The sequence below is a fragment of the Burkholderia gladioli genome, from assembly GCF_000959725.1.
GTDB classification, from domain to species: Bacteria; Pseudomonadota; Gammaproteobacteria; order Burkholderiales; family Burkholderiaceae; genus Burkholderia; species Burkholderia gladioli.
The window spans coordinates 3,140,174-3,164,014 of the sequence record NZ_CP009323.1; the positions used below are offsets into that span (position 1 = coordinate 3,140,174).

4 protein-coding genes are annotated in these 23,841 nt (G+C 72.4%); all 4 read left to right on the forward strand.

The annotated features are described in order from the left end of the window. Positions 1-33: 33 nt before the first annotated feature. Complete coding sequence (locus BM43_RS31020; protein WP_025099833.1) at positions 34-621, forward strand: GNAT family N-acetyltransferase; 588 nt, start codon at positions 34-36, stop codon at positions 619-621. Further along, the gene (locus BM43_RS31025) at positions 618-19,523 is read left to right on the forward strand and encodes a non-ribosomal peptide synthetase (protein WP_036051901.1); all 18,906 of its coding nucleotides are present in this window, start codon (positions 618-620) and stop codon (positions 19,521-19,523) included. Before BM43_RS31020 ends, BM43_RS31025 begins: the two co-directional genes overlap by 4 nt. Before the next feature lie 115 nt (positions 19,524-19,638). After that, entirely contained in the window at positions 19,639-21,360 is a 1,722-nt protein-coding gene (locus tag BM43_RS31030; protein ID WP_036051900.1) for a carbamoyltransferase family protein, read from the forward strand. Between the two features lie 75 nt (positions 21,361-21,435). Further along, on the forward strand, positions 21,436-23,799 hold the full coding sequence (locus BM43_RS31035) for a penicillin acylase family protein (protein ID WP_036051899.1): 2,364 nt from the start codon (positions 21,436-21,438) through the stop codon (positions 23,797-23,799). The last annotated feature ends 42 nt before the right edge of the window (positions 23,800-23,841 follow it).

Below are 23,841 nucleotides of genomic sequence, written 5' to 3' on the forward strand. Positions count from 1 at the left end.
GACCAGCCCGCCATTGGACTTCAAGGAACCCGAATGAGCTTCCCGCTTGCCACCGCGCGCCTGGTGCTGCGCCCCTTCACGCGCGACGACCTCGCCAGCTTCACCGCCTACCGCAACCATCCCGAGGTGGCGCGCTACCAGGGCTGGTCCTCGTATTCCTTCGACGACGCGCTGGCCTTCTTCGCCGAGCAGGAGCCGCTCGCCTTCGACACCGATGAAACCTGGTTCCAGATCGCCGCCGAACGCCGGACCGACGGGCAACTGGTCGGCGACGTGGCGGTGCACTTCCTCGACGAGGGACGCCAGGCCGAGCTGGGCGTGACCTTCGACGTTCAGGCGCAGCGCCAGGGTTATGCGCGCGAGGCGGTGGCGAGCGTGGTCGAGCTGCTGTTCGAGCAGCATGGCAAGCACCGGCTGGTGGCCACCGTCGATGCGCTCAACGCGCGCGCGCAGCGGCTGCTGGAGCACCTGGGCTTCCGCCGCGAGGGCATGTATCGCCAGAACGTGTTCTTCAAGGGCGCCTGGGGCGACGAATACGCCTATGCGCTGCTGGCCAGCGAATGGCGCGAACGACGCGCGCAGGCCGGGGCGGCCGACATGGCCGCAGGGGAGGCGCGATGAGCGGCCACGCGAATTTCGTCGATCTGTGCCGCGCGCGCGCCGAGACGCTCGGCGAGGCGCTGGCCTATCGCTATCTCGAAGGCCGCGACGGCGACGATGCGGCGCCGAGCCTGAGCTTCGCCGGCCTCGACCTGGCGGCGCGCCGCGTCGCCGCGCGGCTGGCCGCGAGCGGCGGCGCCGGCGATCGCGCGCTGATCGTCTGCCCGCAAAGCCTCGACTACGTGACGGCCTTCTTCGGCTGCCTCTATGGCGGCTTCATCGCCGTGCCGGCCTACGCGCCGCGCAACAACCATCACTTCGAGCGCCTGGCGCGCATCATCGAGGACGCCGCGCCGCGCTTCGTGATGCTCACCCGCAAGCAGGCCGCCTCGATCGAGGCCTTCATCGCCGAGCGTCCCGCGCTGAGCGCGGTCGAGCTGATCGTGGTCGACGAGCTGGGCGAGCTCGATCCGGCCGGCTGGCGCCCGCACGCGGCCACGCCCGACACGCTGGCCTTCCTGCAATACACCTCGGGCTCGACGGGCCAGGCCAAGGGCATCATGGTCACGCACGGCAACCTGCTCGCCAACGAGGAGATGATCCGCCTGATGTGCGGCAACACGCCGGACAGCCACGCGGTGTTCTGGCTGCCGCTGTTCCACGACATGGGGCTGATGACCCTGCTGCAGGGCGTCTACGTCGGCTACCCGACCACCCTGATGGCGCCGATGGACTTCCTCGGCAATCCGCTGCGCTGGCTGCAGGCCGTCTCGCGCTATCGCGCCACGCTGACCGTGGCGCCCAACTTCGCCTGGCAGCTGTGCGTCGAGAAGATCGCGCCGGCGCAACTGGCCGGGCTCGACCTGTCGAGCGTGACGGCCGCCGTGAACGGCTCGGAGCCGGTGTCGGTGCGCACCCTGGACGCCTTCGTCGCGCGCTTCGGCGCCTGCGGCTTCCGCGCCGAGGCGTTCCGGCCCAGCTACGGGCTGGCCGAGGCCACCCTGCTGGTGACGGGTTCGACCGGCTACGGGCCGCGCCACGTGATCGAGCAGACCAGCCTGGCCGCCTCGGGACGTAGCACGGTGTTCCGGCGCGTCGGCTGCGGCGGCCCGGTGGCGGGCGGCGAGCTGGCGATCGTCGATCGCGACAGCCGCGCACGCCTGGCCGACGACGCGGTCGGCGAGATCTGGGTCAAGGGCCCGCACGTGGCCCAGGGCTACTGGGGCGATGCCGAGAAGAGCGCGCAGACCTTCGGCAACTTCACGGCCGACGGCGACGGCCCCTTCCTCGCCACCGGCGACCTGGGCTTCCTGCACGGCGGCGAGCTGGTGGTCACCGGCCGCTGCAAGGACGTGATCATCCTGCGAGGCGACAACTACTATCCGTCCGACCTGGAGGCCACCGCCACCGCCGCGCATCGCGCGCTGGTGCCGGACGGCGCGGCCGCCTTCACGCTGGCCGAGAACGCCTCGGCGGGGAGCGCCGGCGAGAGCGCCGGGCAGGCCGCGGAGGCCACGCAGGCAGCGCAAGCCGACACGCAGGCGCTGGCCCTGGTCGCCGAGGTGCGGCGCAATACGCCGCCGGCCGAGTTCCCGGCGATCGTCGCGGCGATCGTCGAACGCGTCGCCTCGGGGCATGGCCTTGCGCTGGAACGCGTGGTGCTGATCAAGGAGCGCTCGATCGCCAAGACCTCCAGCGGCAAGGTGCAGCGCAGCGCCGTGCGCGAGGAGCTGCACGGCGGCGCGCTGAAGGTGCTGCACGAGGCGCGGCCCGGCGCGAGCGGCACGCGGGACGCGTCGCGGGTCGCGCAGGACCCGCACGCGGTGCTGCACGCGATGCTGGCCGCCGCCCAGGGGGAGGCCTTTGCGCGGCTGGTCGAGGGCGTGGTGCAGAACCAGTTCGCCGAGCTGCTGAAGACGCCGTTCTACGCGCTCGACCTGTCGCGGCCGGTGTCGGCGCTCGGCCTCGATTCGCTGGCGCTGGTGCAGGTCCAGCATCGGCTCGGCGCCGCGTTGCGCGTCGAGCTGCCGGTCGAGCTGCTGTTCGGCGATCTCACGCTGGCGGCGCTGGCCGCCGAGATCGGCACGCTGGCCGAACGCGCCTGGCGAGCACCGGCCGCCGAGGAAACCGGCACGCCGACGCGGGCCGGGGCGGCCGCGCCCGCCGTTGGCGACTGGCCGGCGACGCCGGGCCAGGCCGCGCTGTGGCTCGCGCAGCAGGCGAACCGTGGCTCGGTCGACTACAACGAGGGTTTCGTGGCGGAGGCCGACGCGGCCTTCGATGCCGAGCGTTTCTCCCGCGCGCTGGGTCAGCTGGCGGCGCGCCACGACGTGCTGCGGATGGTGCTGATCGAGCGCGACGGCAAGCCGATGGCGGCCGAGGCGCCGGCACCGGCCCTGGTGCAGGCGCGTTTCGCCGACGACGAGGCCGCGCTGCAGGCCGCGCGCGAAACGCTGGTCACGCCGTTCGACCTGGGCGTCGCCGCCTGGCGCGCCAGCGTCACGCAGGGCCCGACGCGGACCTGGGTCGCGCTCGCCCTGCATCATGGCTGCGTCGACATGTGGTCCTTCGACCTGCTGCTGGCCGAACTCGGCCGCCTCTACGACGCGCTCGGCCGCGGCGAGGCCGAACCGCCGGTGGCCACGCGCGGCTATCGCGCCTTCGCCGCCGCGCAGCGCGACTGGCTCGCCTCGCCGGCGGCCGCGCGCGCGCTCGACGCCTGGCGCGGCCGGCTGGCCGGCATGCCCGAGCGTTCCGCCTTCCCGGCGACGGTGGCGCCCTCGCGCGCCGGCGAGGCCGGCGCGGGCCAGCATCGCTTCCGCATCGACGCGGCCACCACCGGCGCGCTGTCCGCGCTGGCCGGCCGTCACGGCCTGAGCGTCTATCAACTGCTGTTCGCGGCCGGCGCGCTGCTGCTGGGTCGCTACGCGGCGCAGCGCGAGGTGGTGCTCGGCATGCCGGCGCATGCGCGCGAGCAGGCCGACGCGAACACCATCGGCTATTTCGCCAACGTGCTGCCGATTCGCGTCGCGCTCGACGACGGCCAGCCGATCGGCGCCTGGCTGCGGCAGGTCAAGGCCGCGATCGTCGACGGGCTGCGCGACCAGGCCTTGCCGCTGCCGGTGCTGGCCGACGCGCTGGGCGCGACGGGGCCGCTGGTGCAGACCGTGATCTCGCTGCTGGCGCCGGGCGCCGGCCGCCCGGCGCTGTCGGCCGGTGATGCGGCCCGCGATGCGGCTGTCGATGCGACCGAAGGAGAACGCCTCGCGCCGTTCGCGCTGGGTAGCGCGGGCGGGCGCCTGGCGCTCGGCGACAGCGTGCTGGCCTCCTGCGAGACCGGCCATGTGCGCGCGCCGTTCGACCTGACGTTCCAGCTCAGCGAGGACGGCGGCGAACTGGCCGGCGCAATCGCCTATCGCGCCGAACGCCATGCCGCGCCGATGATCGCGCGCCTGGCCGCCAACTTCGCGCGGCTGCTGGCTGCATTGAGCGAGGCCGGCGACTCGGCCCGCGTCGGCGAGCTGCCGATGCTGGCCGAGCCCGAGCTGGCGCTGCTGCGCCGGCACCTGACGGGCCCGGCGGCCACGCCGATGCGCGCCGGCGACGACGTGGCGGCGCGCTTCGCCCGCCTCGCGGCCACGCAGGCCGATGCGCCGGCGCTGGCCGGCGGCGAACGCGCCTTCAGCTATGGCGAACTGGATCGCGCCACCGACGCGCTGGCCCGCATGCTGCGCGCCGACGGTGTCGCGGCCGGCGAACGCGTGGCGGTGGCGGTGGCCGATCGCGGCATGCAGGCGCTGCTCGCGCTGGCCGTGCTGAAGGCCGGCGCCAGCTACCTGCCCGTCGATCTCGCCAACCCGGCCGAGCGCCTCGCCTGGCTGCTCGACGACAGCGGCGCGCGGCGCGTGCTGAGCACCCGGCGCGACGCCGCGCGCGTGCCGGCCACGGCGGCGGCGCGCGTGATGGTGGTCGACGCGCATCTCGATGCCGCCGGCGCTGGCGAAGCGCTGCCGGCCGTCGCCCCGCGCGCGGACGACATCGCCTACTGCATCTACACCAGCGGCTCGACCGGCCAGCCCAAGGGCGTGCTGGTGCCGCACGGCGGCCTCGCCAACCTGGTGGACTGGCATGTCGAGGCCTTCGGGCTCGATGCGGGCTCGCGCGTGGCGATGCTGGCCGGCCCCGGCTTCGACGCGGCGGTCTGGGAGATCTGGCCGGCGCTGTGCGCGGGCGCGAGCCTGGTGGAACCGCCAGCCGCGCTGCGCCACGACGCGGCCGCGCTGGCGCAATGGCTCGATGCCGAGGCGATCAGCCATGCCTTCCTGCCCACGCCGCTGGCCGAGGCCTTCCTCGCCACCGGCGCCGCGCCGCGCGCGCTGCGCGTGCTGCTCACCGGCGGCGATCAGCTGAAGTCGCGCGCCGTGCCCGGTGCCGCGTACCGGCTCGTCAACGCCTATGGCCCGACCGAGAACAGCGTGGTCACCACGGCCGGCGAGGTTGCCGCGGATGATTCGACCGAAGGCGCGCCCGCGCTGCCCGACATCGGCCGGCCGATCCGCGGCCAGCGGCTGCACGTGCTCGATACGGCGCTGCGCGCCGTGCCGCTCGGCGTGGCCGGCCAGCTCTACGTGGGCGGCGCCGGGCTGGCCGCCGGCTACCTGGGGCGCCTCGAGCTGAGCGCCGAGCGCTTCGTGTTGGCGCCGCGAGGCGAGGCGGCCGGCACGCGCCTTTATGCCACCGGCGACGTGGTGCGGCTCGACGAAACCGGGCGCATCCACTTCATCGGCCGCGCCGACGACCAGGTGCAGATCCGCGGCTTCCGCGTCGAGCCGGCCGAGGTGGAGGCGGTGATCGCCGCGCATCCGGCGGTGGGGCAATGCAAGGTGCTGGCCTTCGAACGCGCCGCGGCCGGGAAGCTGCTGGCCGCCTATGTCGCGCCGCGCGCCGGAGCGGGCGCCGCGCTGGACGAGGCCGCGCTGCGCGCCTTCGTCGAGGCGCGGCTGCCGTCCTACATGCGGCCCGCCGCCTATGTGCTGCTCGACACGCTGCCGCTCGACGCGAACGGCAAGATCAGCCGCCGCGCGCTGCCGTCGCTGGACGCCGCGCCGGCAAGCCCGGCCGAGGAAGCGCTGTTCGCCGACGAAGTGGAGCAGGGCGTGGCCGCCTGCTACCGCGAGCTGCTCGGCGGCGTGACGCCGCGTGCCGACGAGGATTTCTTCGCGCTCGGCGGCCATTCGCTGCTTGTCGCGAAGCTGGCCGAGGCGCTGCGCGAGCGCTTCGGCGTGACAGTGGCGATCGCCGAGCTGTTCACGCATGCCACGGTGGCCTCGCTGGCCGCGCATCTGCGCGAAGCGGCCGGCCGTGCCGCGCCGGTGGCGCTGGCGCGTGTCGAGCCGGGCCTGCCGGTGCCGCTGAGCCCGGCCCAGCAGCGCATCTGGCTGCTGCAGAGCTACGACCCGGCCAGCACCGATTACCACGTCGGCGGCGCGCTGCGCGTGCATGGCGAGCTTGATCTCGAGCGCCTGGAGCAGGTGCTGACGGCGCTGGTGGCCGAGCACGAGGCGCTGCGCACCGTTTTCCCGCTGCGCGACGGCCTGCCGGTGCAGGAAGTGCGCGTGGCCGCGCCGTTCGCGATCGAGCGGCTGTCGGTCGAGCTCGACGGTCTCGCGTCGACGGCGCGCGAGACGCGCGTGGCGGCGGCGATCGAGGCCTTCCAGTCGCGTCGTTTCGATTTGGCCGACGGGCCGCTGCTGCGCGCGGGCTGGCTGCCGCTCGCGGCGGACCAGGCTTACCTGCTGCTGAGCCTGCATCACCTGATCGCCGACGGCCGTTCGGTGGCGATCCTGCTCGACGAGATCGCCCGGCGCGGTGCCGTGGGCGCGACGCTCGTCGCCGAAACGGCAGCCGCGCAAACTGCGCTGCAGTACCGCGACTACGCGGCCTGGAGCCGCTCGGCCGAGGCGCAGGCCGCCGAAGCCGCCGCGCTGCCGTTCTGGCGCGAGCAGCTGACGGGCCTCGCCCCCGACGGGCTGGCCGCCTTGCGCCTGCCGCAAGCGGCGCGGCAGGCCGAAGCCGTCGAGGCTGGCGATATCGATACGGCACCGGGCGACGAAGTCGCCGCCGAGTTGCCGCGCGAACTGGCCGCGGCAGTGCGCGCGATGGCCGCGCGCGAAGGCGTCAGCGAGTCCACCGTCTACCTGGCCGCCTATGGCCTGCTGCTGGCGCGCCTGGGCGGCGAACCCGAGGTACTGGTCGGCACCGCCTATGCCGGGCGCGACGTGCCCGGCACGGCGACGATGATCGGCATGTTCGTCAACGTGCTGCCGCTGCGCGTGACGATCGGCGACGGCACGCCTTTCGCGCGTCAACTGCACGACTGGCGCGAGGCCAGCGTGGTGGCCTGGCGCCATGCGCGACTCGGCTACGGCGAGATGGTCGAGCTGGCCGGCGTGGAGCGCGCGGGTGGGGCGGGCGAGCTGGTGCGCGCCATGTTCGACTACGAGGAGCGCGAGTTCGGCGCGATCGGCTTCGGCGCGGCGACGCTCGCGCTGGAGCGGCGCGCCGACCGCAGCGCCAAGTTCGACCTCACGCTGCGCTGCCGCGCCGAGGGCGAGGCGATGCGCATCGCGCTGAACCATCGCCTCTCGGCCTTCGACCGCGAGCGCGCGACGCTGCTGCTCGACACGTATCGCCTGCTGCTCGAACAGGTGGTCGCGGCGCCCGAGCTGACGCCGGCCCAGACGCGGGTGGTCGACGTCGACGCGGCTGAGGCGCTGCTCGCGCTCGGCCGTGGCTTCGGCTTCGGCGAGGCCGGCGTGCTGTCCGGCGAACCGATCCATCACCACCTCGAGCGGATCGCGCGCCTGCATCCCGAAGCGCTCGCCGTGATGGGCGCCGATGCCGCGCAAGGCATCGCCTATGGCGCCTTCAACGCGCAGGCCAATCGCCTGGCGCGCCGCCTGCGCGCGCTCGGCGCGGTGCCGCGCGAGGCCGTCGCGCTGTGCCTCTCGCCGGGGCCCGGCTTCGCGCTGGCCGCGCTGGCCGTGCTCAAGCTGGGCGCCGCCTATGTGCCGATCGACCCGCGTTATCCCGAGGCGCGTCGCGCGCGCATCGTCGCCGATTGCGGCGCGCGACAGTTGCTGGTGGAGGCCGGCACGGCGCCCGAAACGCTGCCGGCCGGCGTGGCCGCGCTCGAGCTCGACACACTGGTCGCCGAGGCCGCCGGCCTGGACGGCGAGGATCTCGACGTTGCCGTCGCGCTCGACGACCTGGCCTACCTGGTCTACACCTCGGGCACCACCGGCACGCCCAAGGGCGTGGAGATCCCGCATCGCGGCCTGGCCAATCTCTGCGACTGGCACGCGCGCGCCTATGCGCTGCACGAGGCGCCGCGCACCACGCGCGCCAGCCAGACGGCCGGCGTCGGCTTCGACGCGGCGGTCTGGGAGATCTGGCCGTACCTGGCCACCGGCGCCAGCGTCTGGTTCGCGCCCGAGGCGGCGCGCCAGTCCTCGCGCGAGCTGACGGCCTGGTTCGCCGCGGCCGGCATCACCCATGCCTTCGTGGCGACGCCGCTCGCGCACGCGGTGCTGGCCGACGGCTGGCGCGGCACGCCGGCGTTCCGCTACCTGCTGACCGGCGGCGAGCGGCTCACGCGCCGCGCGCCGGCCGGCGCCGGCTACCGGCTGTTCAACCATTACGGCCCGTCGGAGAACAGCGTGGTGGCGACCGCCACGGAAGTGCCGGCGCAAACGCCGCACGCGCGGCAGGCGGCGCCCGCGATCGGCACCGCGATCGATCGCGTGCAGGCGCTGGTGCTCGACCGTCACGGCCAGTTGGTGCCGCGCGGCCTGGCGGGCGAGCTGCATGTCGGCGGGGCCTCGCTGATGCGCGCTTATCGCGGCAACGAGGCGCTCACGCAGGCGCGCCTGATCGCCGATCCGTTCTCGAGCGAGGCCGGCGCCCGGCTGTATCGCAGCGGCGACCTGGTGCGCTGGAACGCGGCGGGCGAACTCGACTACCTCGGCCGCACCGACGACCAGCTCAAGATCCGCGGCCATCGCATCGAGCCGAGCGAGATCCTGCACGCGATCAAGGGCGAGGCGGGTGTCTACGACGCGGTGGTGGGCACGCACCAGCATGCGCAGGCGGGCTTGCAACTGGTCGCCTACGTGGTGTTCGACGCCGCATCGACCGACATCGCCGGCACGCCGGCCGCGCGCGCCGCGTGGCTGAAGCAGGCGGTGGCCGCGAAGCTGCCGGCCTTCATGGTGCCGACGCACGTGGTCGAGCTCGACGCGCTGCCGCTCACGCGCAACGGCAAGGTCGACTACGCGGCGCTGCCCGCGCCGCGCGCTTGCGTCGAAACGGACGAAGCGGGCGGGGTGGGCGAGGCGACCCGCACGCCGCTGACCACCGACACCGAACGCGCGCTGGCGGCGATCTGGAGCGAACTGCTCGGCGAGCGCGTCGACCACGCCCACGCCAATTTCTTCGCGCTCGGCGGGCACTCGCTGCTGGCCGCGCGCGCCGTCGCGGCGATCGAGACCCGACTCGGCCGCGCGATTGCCCTGAAGGACTTCTTCATGACCCAGGACCTGGCTTCACTGGCGCAACGGCTCGACGGCGATGCCGCGCGCCCGGCGGGCATCCCGCTCGCCCCGGCCGACGCGGCGATCCCGCTCGCGCCGCTGCAACATCGGCTGTGGCTCGCGCAGCGCTTCCATCCCGAGCATGTCGGCCACAACGTGGTGGGCGCGCTGCGCCTGAGCGGCACGCTCGATGCGGCCGCGTTCCGCGCGGCGCTGATCGATACCGTGGCGCGCCACGCGATCCTGCGCACCCGCATCGTCGAGACCGACGAGGGGCCGCGCCAGATCGTGCCCGCCGCGCAGGAGGCGGCCACGCTCGTGCCGGCCGACGCCGACCTGCTGCAGATGAACCTGAGCGGCAACCCGGCCTCGATGCTGGAGGGCTTCGTGCGCGACCATCTCGCGCGCATGGCCAAGGAGCCCTTCGACCTGGCCGCGGGCCGCCCCTACCGGCTCGCGCTGATCCAGACCGCCGCCGACAGCGCGGTGCTGGCGGCCAGCTTCCACCATATCGTCGTCGATGCCTGGTCCGCCGAGGTGTTCCTCGCCGACCTGCTGGAAGCCTATGCCGCGCATCGCGAGCAGCGGGCCGCTCGGCTCGCGCCGCTGGCGGTGCAGTATCGCGACTACAGCGTCTGGGCGCAGCAGGCGCTGTCCCGCGAGGAACCGGCCCTGCTGGATTTCTGGCGCGACTACCTGCGCGCGTTGCCGGCGCAGGCGCCGCTGCCGGTGGCGCGCGGCGCGGCCGAGGGCATCACCGGCCAGGCGCCCGGCGCCGCGCAGGCGCGGGCCGCCGGCCGTCACACGCGCGTCTGGCCGGCCGCCACGCTGGCCGCGCTGAAGGCCCTGGCACGCCGCGAGCAGGCCTCGCTCTACGAGGTGCTGATCAGCGCCTACTTCGCCTGGCTGCATCGCCTGGGCGGGCAGGACGACCTGGTGGTCGGCATGCCGTATCACGATCGCGGCCGTGCCGAGCTGGCGCCGCTGGTCGGTTTCTTCGTCAACGTGCTGCCGGTGCGGGCCCGCGTGCGCGCGCATCGCAGCGGCGCGGCGCTGATCCGCGAGATGCGCGACACGCTGCGGCACGTCTATCGCCATCACGCGCTGCCGTTCGACCGGATCATCGGCGAATGCAGCGAAGCCAGCGGCGAGCTGTTCCAGACCACCTTCGACCTGCTGCCGACCACGCTCGCGCACGACGGCCGCGCGGCCGACGGCGAGGGCCTGCGGGCCGAGCTGCTCGACGAGGCGCCGCAGGCGCTGGTGGCCGACCTGTCGGTGACCTTCCGCGAAACCGGCGAGGGCCTGGCCTTGTCCTGCGTGCATGCCGTCGATCGGTTCGACGAGGCGAGCGTGGCGCGCTGGCTCGACAACTTCCAGTTGCTGCTCGACGGGCTGGCCGCCGACGCCTCGCGCCCGGTCGGCGAGCTGGACTTCCTGACGCCGGCCGAGCAGGCGGTGGTGGCGCGGCTGCACAACGCCGACGTGATCGACCACGCCGCGCTGCTGGCCGAGCCGGCCGGCCCGCAAGGCGGCGCGCTGCTGCATGCGCTGGTCGATCGTCGGGCGCGCGTCTCGCCCTCGGCGCCGGCCCTGGTATCCAGCGCCGGCACGCTCGACTACGCAGCGCTGGCGCGCGAGACCGATCGCCTCGCCGGCCTGCTGGCGGCGGCCGGCGTGACTCCCGGCAGCGTGGTGGGCGTGGAGGCCGTGCACGGCGTGGATGCGGTGCTGGCCATCGTCGCCACGCTGAAGGCCGGCGCGATCTGCTTCCCGGTCGACCTGGCGCTGCCGGCCGAGCGGCTGGAGGCGATCATCGCCGACAGCGGCTGCCGCCATATCCTGGCCCGCGCCGGTGCGGCGCTCGGCAGCTTCGACGGGCGGCACCTGCCGCTCGAACACGCGGCCTGGCGCGACCAGCCGGCCCAGGCGCCGGCGCTGTCGCTGCCGGCCGACCATGGCGTGTTCCTGACCTACACCTCGGGCACCACCGGCACGCCCAAGGCATCGGTGCTCACGCATCGCGGCGTGGTCAACTATCTCGGCACGGTGCTCGATCGCTTCGGCTACACGCCGCGCGACCGTGCGCTGCTGTTCGCGCCGCTCACCTTCGACGCCTCGCTCGAGGAGATCTTCACGCCGCTGATCGCGGGCGCCGCACTGGTGATCGGCGAGGAGGACGTGAAGCGCTCGGTGCCGGCCCTGCTGGACTGCTGCCGCGCCCAGGCGATCAGCGTGCTGACCCTGCCGACCGCCTACTGGCGCGTGCTCGGCGAGCAACTGGCCGCCGAGCCGGCCGCGCGGCCCGCCTCGGTTCGGCTGATCAGCGTCGGCGGCGAGAAGATCACCGCCGAGGCGATCCGGCAATGGCAGCGCGGCGGCGCGGCCGAGGCCATCGCGCTCTACAACATCTACGGCCCGAGCGAGTGCTCGATCGGCTGCATCGTCGATCGCGTCGACATCGAGCGCGCGCTGGAGGACGGCGAGATCTACCTGCGCGAGCCGGTCGCCAATGCGCAACTGCACGTGCTCGACGCGCACGGCAACCGCGTGCCGGCCGGCATGCCGGGCGAGCTCTACGTGGGCGGCGCGGGCGTCTCGCAGGGTTATCGCGGCCGCGCCGCGCTGACGGCCGAGCGCTTCGTGCCCGACCCGTTCTCGACGGCGGCCGGCGCGCGCCTGTACCGCTCCGGCGACCAGGTCCGCTACGACCTGGACGGGCGCCTGCACTACCTCGGCCGCGCCGACTTCCAGCTCAAGGTGGATGGAATCCGCGTCGAGCCCGAGGAAATCCAGGCCGTGCTCGAATCGCATCCGGCGGTGGCGCAGGCGATCGTGCTGGCCGGCGAGCGGCAGCACGCGCGCAATCCGCTGATCGGCTACGTGACGCTGGACCGCCAGGGCGGCGCCCCGGCGCCGCGCGCCACCGGCACCGACGGCGCGGCCCTGGTCGACTACCTGCGCGAGCGGCTGCCGCGCCACATGGTGCCGGCCCAGGTGGTGGTGATGGAGGCCTTCCCGCTGACCACCAACCAGAAGGTGGATCGCCGCGCGCTGCTGGCGGTGGCCGCCAACGACGCCGTGGTGGCCGCGCCCGCCCTGTCGGGCACCGAGTCGGCGCTGCTGGCGCTCTGGCACGAGCTGCTCGGCGACACGCGTTTCGGCATCGACGACAACTTCTTCAGCCTGGGCGGCAGCTCGCTGCTGGCGATCCGCATCAACAGCCGCGTGGAGGCGGCCTTCGCGGTGCGGCTGCCGGTGGCGGCGCTGTTCGACTGCCCGACCGTGCGCGCGCTGGCGGCCCTGGTCGAGCGGTTGCGCGAGGGGCGCGTGGCGGGCGGGGCACGCGAGGCGGGCGCCACGGCGGCCGGCGGCGCGCTGCCGGCGATCGAGCGCATCGAGGCGCTCGCCACGCCGCTGTCGGGCGCGCAATACCGGCTCTGGTACCTGCATCAGCGCGACCCGCTGAACACCGCCTATCACCTGCCGGACCTGCTGACGCTGGACGGCGCGCTCGACGAGGCGGCCCTGCGCGCGGCGCTGGCGGCCACGCTGGCCGAGCACGAATCGCTGCGCACGCGCTTCGTGGTGGAAGGCGAGACGCCGCTGCAGGTGATCGACGCGCCCGCCGCGCCGCAACTGGCGCGCCACGACCTCTCGACGCTCGCGCCCGAAGCGCGCCGCGCCGCGCTCGACGCGCTGGTGCAGCGCGAGCTCGGCACGCCCTTCGACCTCGAACGCGGGCCGCTGGCGCGCTTCAGCCTGGTCAGGCTGGCCGGAGAGGAACACGCGCTGCTGTCGATGTTCCATCACATCGTGATCGACGGCTGGTCGGTGGCCTTGTTCCAGCAGAGCCTGGCGCGCCACTACAACCAGGCGCGCGTCGGCCGGGCACCGGCGCTCACGGCCGCCGACCCGGCCACGCGCGCGCTGCAATACCGCGACTTCGCCGACTGGCACCGCCGCCTGCTCGACGGCGGCGAGCGCGAACGCCAGCTCGACTACTGGCGCGCGCGGCTCGACGGCACGCTGCCGGTGCTGCAACTGCCCACCGACCATGCCCGGCCGCCACAGCCGAGCGGCGCGGGCGCGGCCTTCTCCTTCGAGTTGGACGCGGCGCTGGCCGCGCGGCTGGAGGCGGTGGCGCAGCGTCACCACGTCTCGATGTTCATGCTGCTGCTGGCGGCCTACGCGGCGCTGCTGGCGCGCTACGCCCGCCAGGACGACCTGCTGATCGGCGTGCCGGCGCTGGGCCGCGGGCGGCCCGAGTTCGAGCCGGTAGTCGGCTTCTTCGTCAACACGCTGGTGATGCGGCTGCGCGCCCAGCCCTCGACGCGCTTCGCCGAGCTGCTCGACACGGTGCGCGCCACCTGCCTGGAAGCCTTCGACCACCAGGACGTCGCGCTCGAGGAGATCGCCGCGGCCGTCAACGGCCAGCGCGAACGCGACGGCAGCGGCCTGTTCCAGACCATGTTCTCGTACCAGGACGGCGCCGCGCTGGAGACGGCCCGCTTCGACGGCCTGCGTGCCGGCAACCTCGAACCCGAGCATCGCAGCGCGAAGTTCGACCTGTATCTCGCCACCTGGTCGCTGGACGGCCGGCTGCACGGCGGCTTCGAGTACAGCACCGACCTGTTCGAGGCCGCCACGGTGGAGCGCCTGGCCGCGCACTTGCGCCATCTGCTGGCGGGCGTGGCCGCCGATGCGGGCACGGCGCTGCACGCGCTGCCGCTGCTCGACGAGGACGAGCGCCGCTATCAGCTGGAGACGCTCAACCAGGCGCGCCGGCCGCTGGAGCCGGGCCTGACGGTGCGCGAGCTGTTCGCGCGGCAGGCCGCGCGCGTGCCCGAGCGCATCGCGGCGAGCTGCGGCGATCGTTCCATGACCTACGCCGAGCTGGACCGCGCCTCCGATCGCGTGGCCCACAACCTGCTCGCGCTCGGCGCGCGCGACGAGGCCCTGGTCGGGCTGCTGCTCGGCCGCGATCTCGGCTACCTGGTGGCGATGCTCGGCGTGCTGAAGGCGGGCCTGGCGTTCACGCCGCTGAACCCGGCCGATCCGCTGCCCAAGCTGGAGCGTGTGGCCGAGCTCGGCAAGCTGCGCTACGTGCTGCACGACGCGGCCGGCGCCGGCTGCGCGCAGGCATTGAACGTGGCCGCCGAGCGCGTGGCGCTCGACACGCTGCTGCGCGAGCCCGAGGCGCCGGGCGCGTTCCTGCCGCTCACGCCGGCCTCGCTGGCCTACGTGATCTACACCTCGGGTTCCACCGGTCTGCCCAAGGGCGCGATGATCGAGCAGCTCGGCATGCTCAACCACCTGCTGGCCAAGATCGACGACCTCGGCATCGGCGAGCGGGACGTGGTGGCCGAGATGGCCGTCACCACCTTCGACGTGTCGATCTGGCAGTACCTGGTGGCGCTGCTGGTGGGCGGGCGCACCGCGGTGATCCCCGGCGACGCGGCCTGGGATCCGCAACAGTTGTTCGCGCAACTGGATGCCGAGGGCGTGACGGTGTTCGAGTCGGTGCCCTCGCACATGAAGATCCTGATCGACGAGCTCGAATCGCGCCCGGGCGCCGAGCGCCTGCCGGGCGTGCGCGTCTACGTCAGCAATGCCGAGGCGCTCACGCCCGCGCTCTGCGAGCGCTGGTTCGCCTGCGTGCCGCATATCCCGGTGGTCAATACCTACGGCGCGACCGAGTGCTCGGACGACACCAGCCATCTGTGGATCCGCGAGCCGCTCGGCACCGCGCTGCCCTATGTGCCGATCCAGGGCACCCTGCCGAACCTGCGCACCTACCTGCTCGACGCACAGCTCGAACCGGTGCCGCTCGGCGTGACGGGCGAGGTCTATATCGGCGGCACCGGCGTGGGCCGCGGCTACCTGGGCGACCCGCTGCGCACGGCGCGCGCCTTCCTGCCCGATCCGTTCTCGGCGCAGCCCGGCAGCCGGCTCTACAAGACCGGCGACCTGGCGCGCTACCGCCCGGGCGGCACGCTCGAGTTCCTCGGTCGCGAGGACTTCCAGGTGAAGATTCGCGGCCAGCGCGTCGAGATCGGCGAGGTCGAGAAGGCGATCGGCGATCACGACAACGTGCGCCAGGCAGTGGTGGTGGCCGCGCGTGATGCGAAGGAGCGGCTCTACCTGCTCGGCTACGTGATCCCGCATCGCCACCCGGCGCCGACCGTGCCCGAGCTGCGTGCCTTCGTGGCCGAGCGCGTGGCGGGCTACATGGTGCCGGCCTCCTTCGTGCTGATGGACAGCTTCCCGCTCAACGCCAACGGCAAGGTGGACCGCAAGCGCCTGCCGCAGCCCTCGGACCAGGACGTGTTCCGCCGTCACGAGCACGTCGAGCCGGCGGCCGGCACCGAGGCGCAGCTCGCCGAGCTGTGGCGCGAGCTGCTGGAGGTGGACCAGGTGGGCGCGCTCGACAGCTTCTTCGAACTGGGCGGCCATTCGCTGCTGGCCGCCGAGCTCACGCTCAAGCTGCGCACCCGCTTCGGCGTGGCGCTGCCGCTGCGCGCGCTGTTCGAGGCGCCGCAACTGCGCGCCGTGGCCGCCGCGCTCGACGCGCTGCGTGACGGGCAGGGCGCGGTGGTGCCCGAGCCGATCGAGCGCCTGCCCGCGCAGCCGCATTACGAGCTCGCGCCCTGCCAGGTGCCCGAGTGGTACGCCTACCAGATGGACCCGACGAGCCCCGTCTACAACATCAGCGTGTCGGACCTGTTCTTCACCGGCAAGCTGAACCGCGATGCCTTCGTCAAGGCCTGGCAGACCCTGCTCGACCGCCACGAGGTGCTGCGCGTGAAGTTCGACTACCGTGACGGCGCGCCGATCCAGATCGTCGATCCGTCGATCGGCATCGATGCCGGGGAGGTGTTCCTCGATCGCACGCAGTTCTCGGGCGCGGAGGCGATCGACGAGGCCAACCGGCTCGGCGCGCGCTTCGGCGTGGCGCCCTTCGATTTCGCCACCGGGCCGCTGTTCCGCCTGCACGTGGCCAGCTACGGCGGCGACTTCCACCAGTTGATCTTCGTGGTCCACCACATCATCTGGGACGAGACCTCGCTGATCAACCTGATGCTGGAGATGAGCGAGCTGTACAACGCCTACGCCGCCGGGCGGCCGCCCGAGGTGCCGGCCATCGAGGTGGGCTACTTCGACTACGTGCAGTGGATGCACCGCCAGTTGCGCTCGGGCGCCTTCGACGAACACAAGCGCTACTGGCTCGACATGTATCGCACGCTACCGCCGCCGCTGGACCTGCCGACCGACCGGCCGCGCCCGAACGTGATGTCGTATCGCGGCGATGCGCTGCGCAGCTGGCTGCCGCGCGGCGTGGTGCGCAAGATCGAGGCCTACCTGAAGCAGCACGACGTGACGCTGTTCATGCTGCAACTGGCGATCATCGACGCCTACCTGGCGCGCATCAGCGGCCAGCACGACTTCGTGATCGGCTGCCCGATCGCGGGCCGCGCCGACGAGCGCCTGAAGCCCCTGTTCGGCCTGTTCGCCACGCCGATGCCGATCCGCTGCACGATCGACGAGGGCATGAGCTTCGCCGGGCTGCTGGCCCAGGTGCGCCAGCGCACGCTGGATGCCTTCGAGCATTACCACTACCCGTCGAACCAGGTGATCGAGCAGTTGCAGCACGAGAAGGACCTGTCGCGGCCCAAGCTGTTCTCGATCATGTACGGGGTGCAGAACAACAAGAGCGACCTGATGAGCCGGATCCGCTTCGACGGGCTGGCGCTGAGCCTGGAGAACGTGGTGGACACCGAGAACAAGTCCTCGCGCTTCGACCTGAACTTCGTGGTCGACCAGTTCGGCAGCGACATCATGTTCAGCTGCATCTACAACGCCGACCTGTTCGAGGGCGAGACGGTGCGGCAGATGCTCGACAACATGACCGCCCTGATGGAGCAGGTGCTCGACGATCCGCACCAGCCGCTCGCGCGCTACACGATGGTCGGCGCGAACGGCAATCCGCCGGCCGTGGTGCACGGCGAGCCGGTTGAGTACGACGCGCGGGCCAGCATGCACTCGCTGTTCGCCCGGCAGGCCGCGCGCACGCCGCAGGCCACCGCGCTGGTGGTCGACGGCGAGCGCCACGACTACGCGACGCTGAACCGCCAGGCCAACCGCCTCACGCACTACCTGATGTCGCTCGGCGTCGAGCCGGGCGACAAGGTGGCGGTGCTGCTCGCGCCCTCGCTGGACATGATCGTCTCGCTCTACGCGATCCTGAAGGCGGGCGCGAGCTTCGTGCCGATCGGTTCGCAGACGCCGCAAAAGCGCATCGACGCGATCCTGCGCGGCTCCCGCGCGCGCTGGGCCCTGACGGCCGGCGCCACGCGGCGCGCCTTCGCGCAGTTCGCCTACGACGTGGTGCTGGTCGACGAGGTGATGGGCGCGCTGGGCGGGTATTCCGATGCCGATCCGGCGCCCGTCGAGCCGCGCTCGCTGGCCTACGTGCTGCATACCTCGGGCTCGACCGGCACGCCCAAGGGCATCGAGATCGAGCATCGCGGCGTGGTCAGCATGATCGCCGACCTGCAGCGTACTTATTCGCTCGATGCGCGCGACCGCGTGCTGTTCCATACGCCGTTCACCTTCGACGTGTTCATCCAGGACGTGTTCTGGCCGCTGGCCTCGGGCGCGAGCGTGGTGGTGATGGGCGACGACTGGCTGCGCAGCGCGCATGCCTACGGCGAGCTGATCGAACGCGAGGGCGCGAGCTTCGCGCAGTTCGTGCCCTCGATGCTGGAGAGCCTGGTGCAGGCGCGCGAGCGCGGCGAGATCGGCGCCTTGCCCTCGCTGCGGCACGCGGTGGTCGGCGCAGCCGCGCTCTATCGCGGCCTGGCCGAGCGCTTCGCCGCCGCCTTCCCGGGCTGCCGCCTGCATAACCATTACGGCCCGACCGAGGTGACCGTCGACGCGAGCCGCTTCGATTGCAGCGAGCCCTATGCGGGCGACACCGTGCCGATCGGCCGGCCGGTGGGCAATGCCAGCCTGCATGTGCTCGACGCGCAATTGCAGCCGGTGCCGCGCGGCGTGATCGGCGAGATCTGCGTGGCCTCGCCGGGCCTGGCGCGCCGCTACCTCAACGACGACGCGGCGAGCGCGCGTGCCTTCGTCGAGATCGAGTACCAGGGGCAGCCGCTGCGCGTCTATCGCACCGGCGACCTCGGGCATTGCGATCGCGCCGGCCTGGTGCATTTCCACGGCCGCGCCGATCGGCAGTTGAAGATCCGCGGCAACCGCGTCGAGCTGGAGGAGATCGCCAGCGCCTTGCGTGCCCATCCGTCGATCGCGGCGGCCGCGCTTCAGTACCGCGAGGACCTGGGGCGGCTGGTGGCCTTCGTCGAGCAGCCGGCCGAGACGATCGGCGTGGCGGGCGAGCCGGGCGGGGCGCCGCGGTATGCGTTCACGCTCGAGCAGCGTCCCGAGCTGACGGCGGCGGCGCTGGCCCTGCGCGAGCCTGCGCCACTGGCCGAAGCAGTGGCCGAAGCGGTTGCCGAAGCCGCCGGTGCGGGCGGCATGGGCGACGACGAGGGCGAGCCCGGCATGTCGGCCGTGGTCGAAGCCAGCAACGAGCTGGCGCGGCGCTTCCCGGCCTGCCAGTTGGTGCTGACCGATGCCGCCAGCCAGGTGCTGGCCTGGATCGAGGCGGTGCCGCTGCGTGCGGACGCGATGGCGGATTCGCTCTCGTTCTCGCTCGATCGCGAGGCCGCCGTCTCGCTCGCGGCGGCCCAGCAGGATGCGGGGCAGGTGCCCGACACGCTGCTGGTGTTCGATGCGCCCGCCGGCGCCTTGCCGGCCGCGCAGGCCGAGGCGCTGGCCGCGCAATGGCGGCGCGTCGCGGCCTCGCTGGGCCTGGCGCGTTTGCGCCTCGCGAGCGACGCCGAGGCCGCCACGCTCGCGCCTTCGGCGCCGAGCCTGACGCGCGAGGCGGTGCGCAGCTGGCTGCGCCAGTCGCTGCCCGACTACATGATCCCCGACCAGGTGCACTTCATCCCGGCGATCCCGCTGACCGAAAGCGGCAAGGTCGACGCGCGCCGGCTGCCGGTGATCGAGGTGGGCGAGCGGCAGCAGCGGCATGCCGCCAGCACCGACCGCCAACGCGAGCTGGCGGCGATCTGGACGCGCCTGCTGGGTGCGGCGGCGGTCGGCGTGACCGACGATTTCTTCGAGCTGGGCGGCCAGTCGCTGAAGGCGATCGAGATGATCTCCGAGGTGAGCCGGCGCTACGGCCAGAAGATCGAGCTTCGCCAGTTCTACGAAAACCCGACCATCCGCGCCTTGGAGACGCTGCTCGACGGCCGATCCTGAACGCGGGACACGCGCGCCGGCCCGCCGCCGCCGGCGCGCGCCCGAACTCCAAGCGGACACGCATTAGCACCGAATCATCGACGAATCACAACTGGACTGAAGAGGACAACACATCATGTACGTACTCGGGATCAACGCCGCTTACCACGAATCCGCCGCCTGCCTGATCAAGGACGGGCAGGTGGTGATGGCGATCGAGGAAGAACGCCTGAACCGCATCAAGCACGGCAAGCTGTCGACGCCGGAAACCACCGGCCAGCTGCCCTGGAAGTCGATCCGCAAGTGCCTGGACGCGGCCGGCATCGAGCTCGACCAGGTGGCCCATATCGGCTACTCCTTCAGCCCCGAGATCCTGCAGGAAGGGGTGGCCTCGTGGCGCGCCGCGAGCGGCGGCACGCACGACTGGCCGCTCGACAAGCAGAGCTACCAGACGCTCGAGGGCGGCCTGAGCTTCGCCGACGGCGTGCTGTCCTCGCGCCGCCAGTTGATCGAGGAAGCCGGCTTCCAGGGCGAGTTCCACTTCCTGCCGCACCACGACTGCCACGCGGCCAGCGCCTTCCACGTCTCGCCCTTCGAGAAGGCGGCGGTGCTGGTGATCGACGGCATCGGCGAATGGGCCAGCACCTCGCTCTATCACGGCGACGGGCTCAAGCTCAGCAAGGTGCATGACTTCAACTTCCCGAACTCGCTGGGCTTCGTCTGGGAGAAGCTCTCGAAGTACCTCGGCTTCAGCCAGTACGACGCCTCCAAGGTGATGGGCCTGGCCGCCTACGGCGACGCCGGCAAGACCATCGAGCTGTTCTCGCGCATCGTGCCGGACAAGGCGGACATGACGGTGGACCTGTCGGTGCTGCGCCACGAGTCGCCCGACTTCTCCACGCTCGAGGCACTGTTCGGGCTGCCGCGCCGCCACGAGCCGGTCGATTTCAATACCGACAACTGGCAGGCCTACGTGGATGTCGCCGCCGGCCTGCAACTGCTGACCGAGCAGGTGCTGATCCACATCCTGCGCAAGTTCGACCGCCAGACCTATCGCAACCTCTGCATGGCCGGCGGCGTCGCGCTGAACTGCGCGGCCAACGGCGTGATCGTGCGCGAGAAGCTGTTCGACGACGTGTTCATCCAGCCCGCCTCGAACGATGCCGGCACCGCGCTGGGCGCCTGCTTCCTGATCTGGAACGAGGTGCTGGGCCAGCCGCGCAACTACGTGTTCACGCATTCCTACCTGGGGCCGTCGTATTCCGACGACGAGATCGAGGCCGTGCTCAAGCGCACCACGCTGGCCTATCACAAGGTCGAGATCGAGAAGGAGGTGGCCCAGCTGATCGCCAAGGGCGCCGTGATCGGCTGGTTCAACGGGGCGATGGAATGGGGCCCTCGCGCGCTGGGCGGCCGCAGCCTGCTGGCCGATCCGCGCAATGCCGACATCCGCGAGGTGATGAACGTCAAGGTCAAGCACCGTGAGCTGTACCGACCTTTCTGTCCGAGCATCCTCGGCGAGGAAGCCGAGGCCTGGTTCGAGGGCAGCACCGCGGCGGTGGCCGGCAAGTACATGCTGACCACCTCGGTGGCGCGCGCCGACAAGGCCGACCGGATCCCGGCGGTGGTCCATTTCGATCGCACGGTGCGGGCCCAGGCCGTCTATGCCGAGGACAATCCGCGCTATCATCGGCTGATCTCCGAGTTCTACGCGCTGACGGGCGTGCCGCTACTGCTCAATACCTCGTTCAACGATTCGGAGCCGATCGTCTGTACCCCGCAGGATGCGATCAACACCTTCATGAAGACCGATATCGACTACCTCGCGCTCGGCAACTTCCTGATCTCCAAGCAATGAGATGAGCCTTGCCGCCAGCCGCCGCGAGAGGGCGGCCGGCGGTGTTTCCGTGTCCCGTTTCGGAATCCCGTATCCATGACTTCCCGCAAGCGCCGCCTGTCGAGGTGGCTCAAGATCCTGGCAGGCCTGCTGGTGCTGGCCGTGGTGGCGGTCGCCATCGGCGCGACGCTGTTCCTGCGCGCGAGCCTGCCGCAACTCGACGGCGAACTGCGTGCCGCCGGGCTCGGCGCGCCGCTGACGGTGACCCGCGATGCCGCCGGGGTGCCCACCCTGAGCGGGCGCGACCGCTACGACCTGGCCTACGGGCTCGGTTACCTGCATGCGCAGGACCGCTTCTTCCAGATGGACTACCTGCGCCGCAGCGGCGCGGGCGAACTGTCGGCCCTGGTGGGCAGCGCGGCGCTCGGCCTGGATCGCGAACATCGCCTGTACCGCTTCCGCGCGCGGGCCCGCGAGGCCGTGGCACGGCTCTCGCCCGACGAACACAAGGCGCTCGATCGTTATACGCAGGGCGTCAACGACGGGCTGGCCGCGCTCGGCGCGCGGCCCTTCGAATACGCGCTGCTGGGCGCGCGCCCCGAGCGCTGGCAGCCGGAGGATTCGCTGCTGGCGATCTACGCGATGTACTTCGAACTGCAGGGCAACCTGCCGGCGCGCGAGGTCGGCAGGCTGTGGTTGCGCACGCATGCAACGGCCGAGCAGCAGGCCTTCCTGCTGCCCGAATCGTCGAGGCACGACGCGCCGCTCGACGCGACCGGCATCGACGCGCCGCTCGCGCCGCTGCCCGAGAACGCGCCCGAAGGCTTCCGCGGCGGCTCGGACGGCCTGCAGAAGCGCGCCGCGCTCGATTTCCGTTCCTCGATCGGCAGCAATAGCTGGGTGATCGCCGGCAAGCGCAGCGCCAACGGCGCGGCCATCGTCGGCGACGACATGCACCTGGGCATCGCCTTGCCGAACACCTGGTATCGCGCCGCGCTGGTCACGCAGGACGGCACGCACACGCGCCGCGTGGTGGGCGTGACGCTGGCCGGGCTGCCCGGCGTGGTGGTCGGCAGCAACGGCGAGGTGGCCTGGGGCTTCACCGACGGCTACATCAACGGCCTGAACCTGGTGCCGCTCGAACACGAGGGCAGCGACCCGCTGGCGTTCCGCGTGAACGGCGTGAGCGAGCGCGCCCGGGCCTATACCGAGACGATCGGCGTGCACGGCGGCGCCGCGCAGACCATGACGGTGCTCGAAACGTCCGTGGGCCCGGTCAGGGAGATCGACGGCCGGCCCTACGCGGTGCACTGGGTCGCGCAAGCGCCCGAGGCGGTGAACCTGACGCTGGCGCGCATGGGCGAGGCCGGCGACCTCGACAGCGCGATGCGGATCGCCAACACTTCGGGGATTCCGGCCGAGAACATCATGATCGGCGATCGCTCGGGCCGCATCGGCTGGACCATCGCCGGGCCGCTGCCGGATCGGCGCGGCGTGGGCGCCGGCCCCGGCTGGCGGGGCGTGCTGCCGCCCGAGGCGGTGCCGCGCGTGGTCGATCCCTCGGGCGGCCAGCTGTGGACCGCCAACAACCGGCAACTGGCCAGCGATGCTTATCAATTGATCGGCGACGGCGGGGCCGACCACGGCTCGCGCGCTTCGCAACTGCGCGATGACCTGACGGCGCTCGGACAGACCAGCGAGCCCGCCGCCTACCAGGTCGATCTCGACGATCGCGCGCTGTTCATCACGCCGTGGCGCGAGCGCGCGCTGCGCCTGCTCGACGACGCGGCCGTGGCCGGCCATCCGCAGCGCGCCGAATTCAAGCGCCTGCTGACCGAAAGCTGGACCGGGCGCGCCAGCGTCGATTCGGTCGGCTACCGGCTCGCGCGCGGCTTCCTGTATCGCCTGTCCGGCGACGTGTTCGGCGGGCTCGACACGCAGATCCACCAGCTCGATCCCGATGCCGACTACGAGCATGTGAACTCGCGCTGGTCGATCACCATGGCGCGCCTGCTCGATGCGCAGCCGGCGGGCTGGCTACCGGCCGGCGCCGGGAGCTGGCGCGAGCTGCAACTGAAGGCGATCGACCAGGTGATCGCCGAGCTCACGCGCGACGGCGCGAAGCTCGACCAGGCCACCTGGGGCCGCCACAACACGCTGCGCATCGCGCATCCGTTCGCCTCCAGCGTGCCGCTGCTGGGCCGCTGGCTGGCGGCGCCGGCCGAGCAGGTGCCGGGCGATTCCGGCATGCCGCGCGTGGCGGGCCCGAACTTCGGGCAGTCGGAGCGCATGGTGGTGTCGCCGGGGCACGAGGAGGCCGGCATCTTCAACATGCCGGGCGGGCAGAGCGGCCATCCGCTGAGCCCCTTCTTCCTGGCCGGCCACGAAGCCTGGGTGAAGGGCGAGCCCACGCCGTTCCTGCCCGGGGAGGCGAAGCACAGCCTGCGATTCGTGCCCTGACCGGCCCCGAGGTGCCCCGAGGTGTCTTGAAGCGCTTCAGGC

Bases quoted from the DNA above. Each gene is read 5' to 3' on its own strand.
- BM43_RS31020 (WP_025099833.1), top strand. From the start codon at position 34: ATGAGCTTCCCGCTTGCCACCGCGCGCCTGGTGCTGCGCCCCTTCACG.
- BM43_RS31025 (WP_036051901.1), top strand. From the start codon at position 618: ATGAGCGGCCACGCGAATTTCGTCGATCTGTGCCGCGCGCGCGCCGAG.
- BM43_RS31030 (WP_036051900.1), top strand. From the start codon at position 19,639: ATGTACGTACTCGGGATCAACGCCGCTTACCACGAATCCGCCGCCTGC.
- BM43_RS31035 (WP_036051899.1), top strand. From the start codon at position 21,436: ATGACTTCCCGCAAGCGCCGCCTGTCGAGGTGGCTCAAGATCCTGGCA.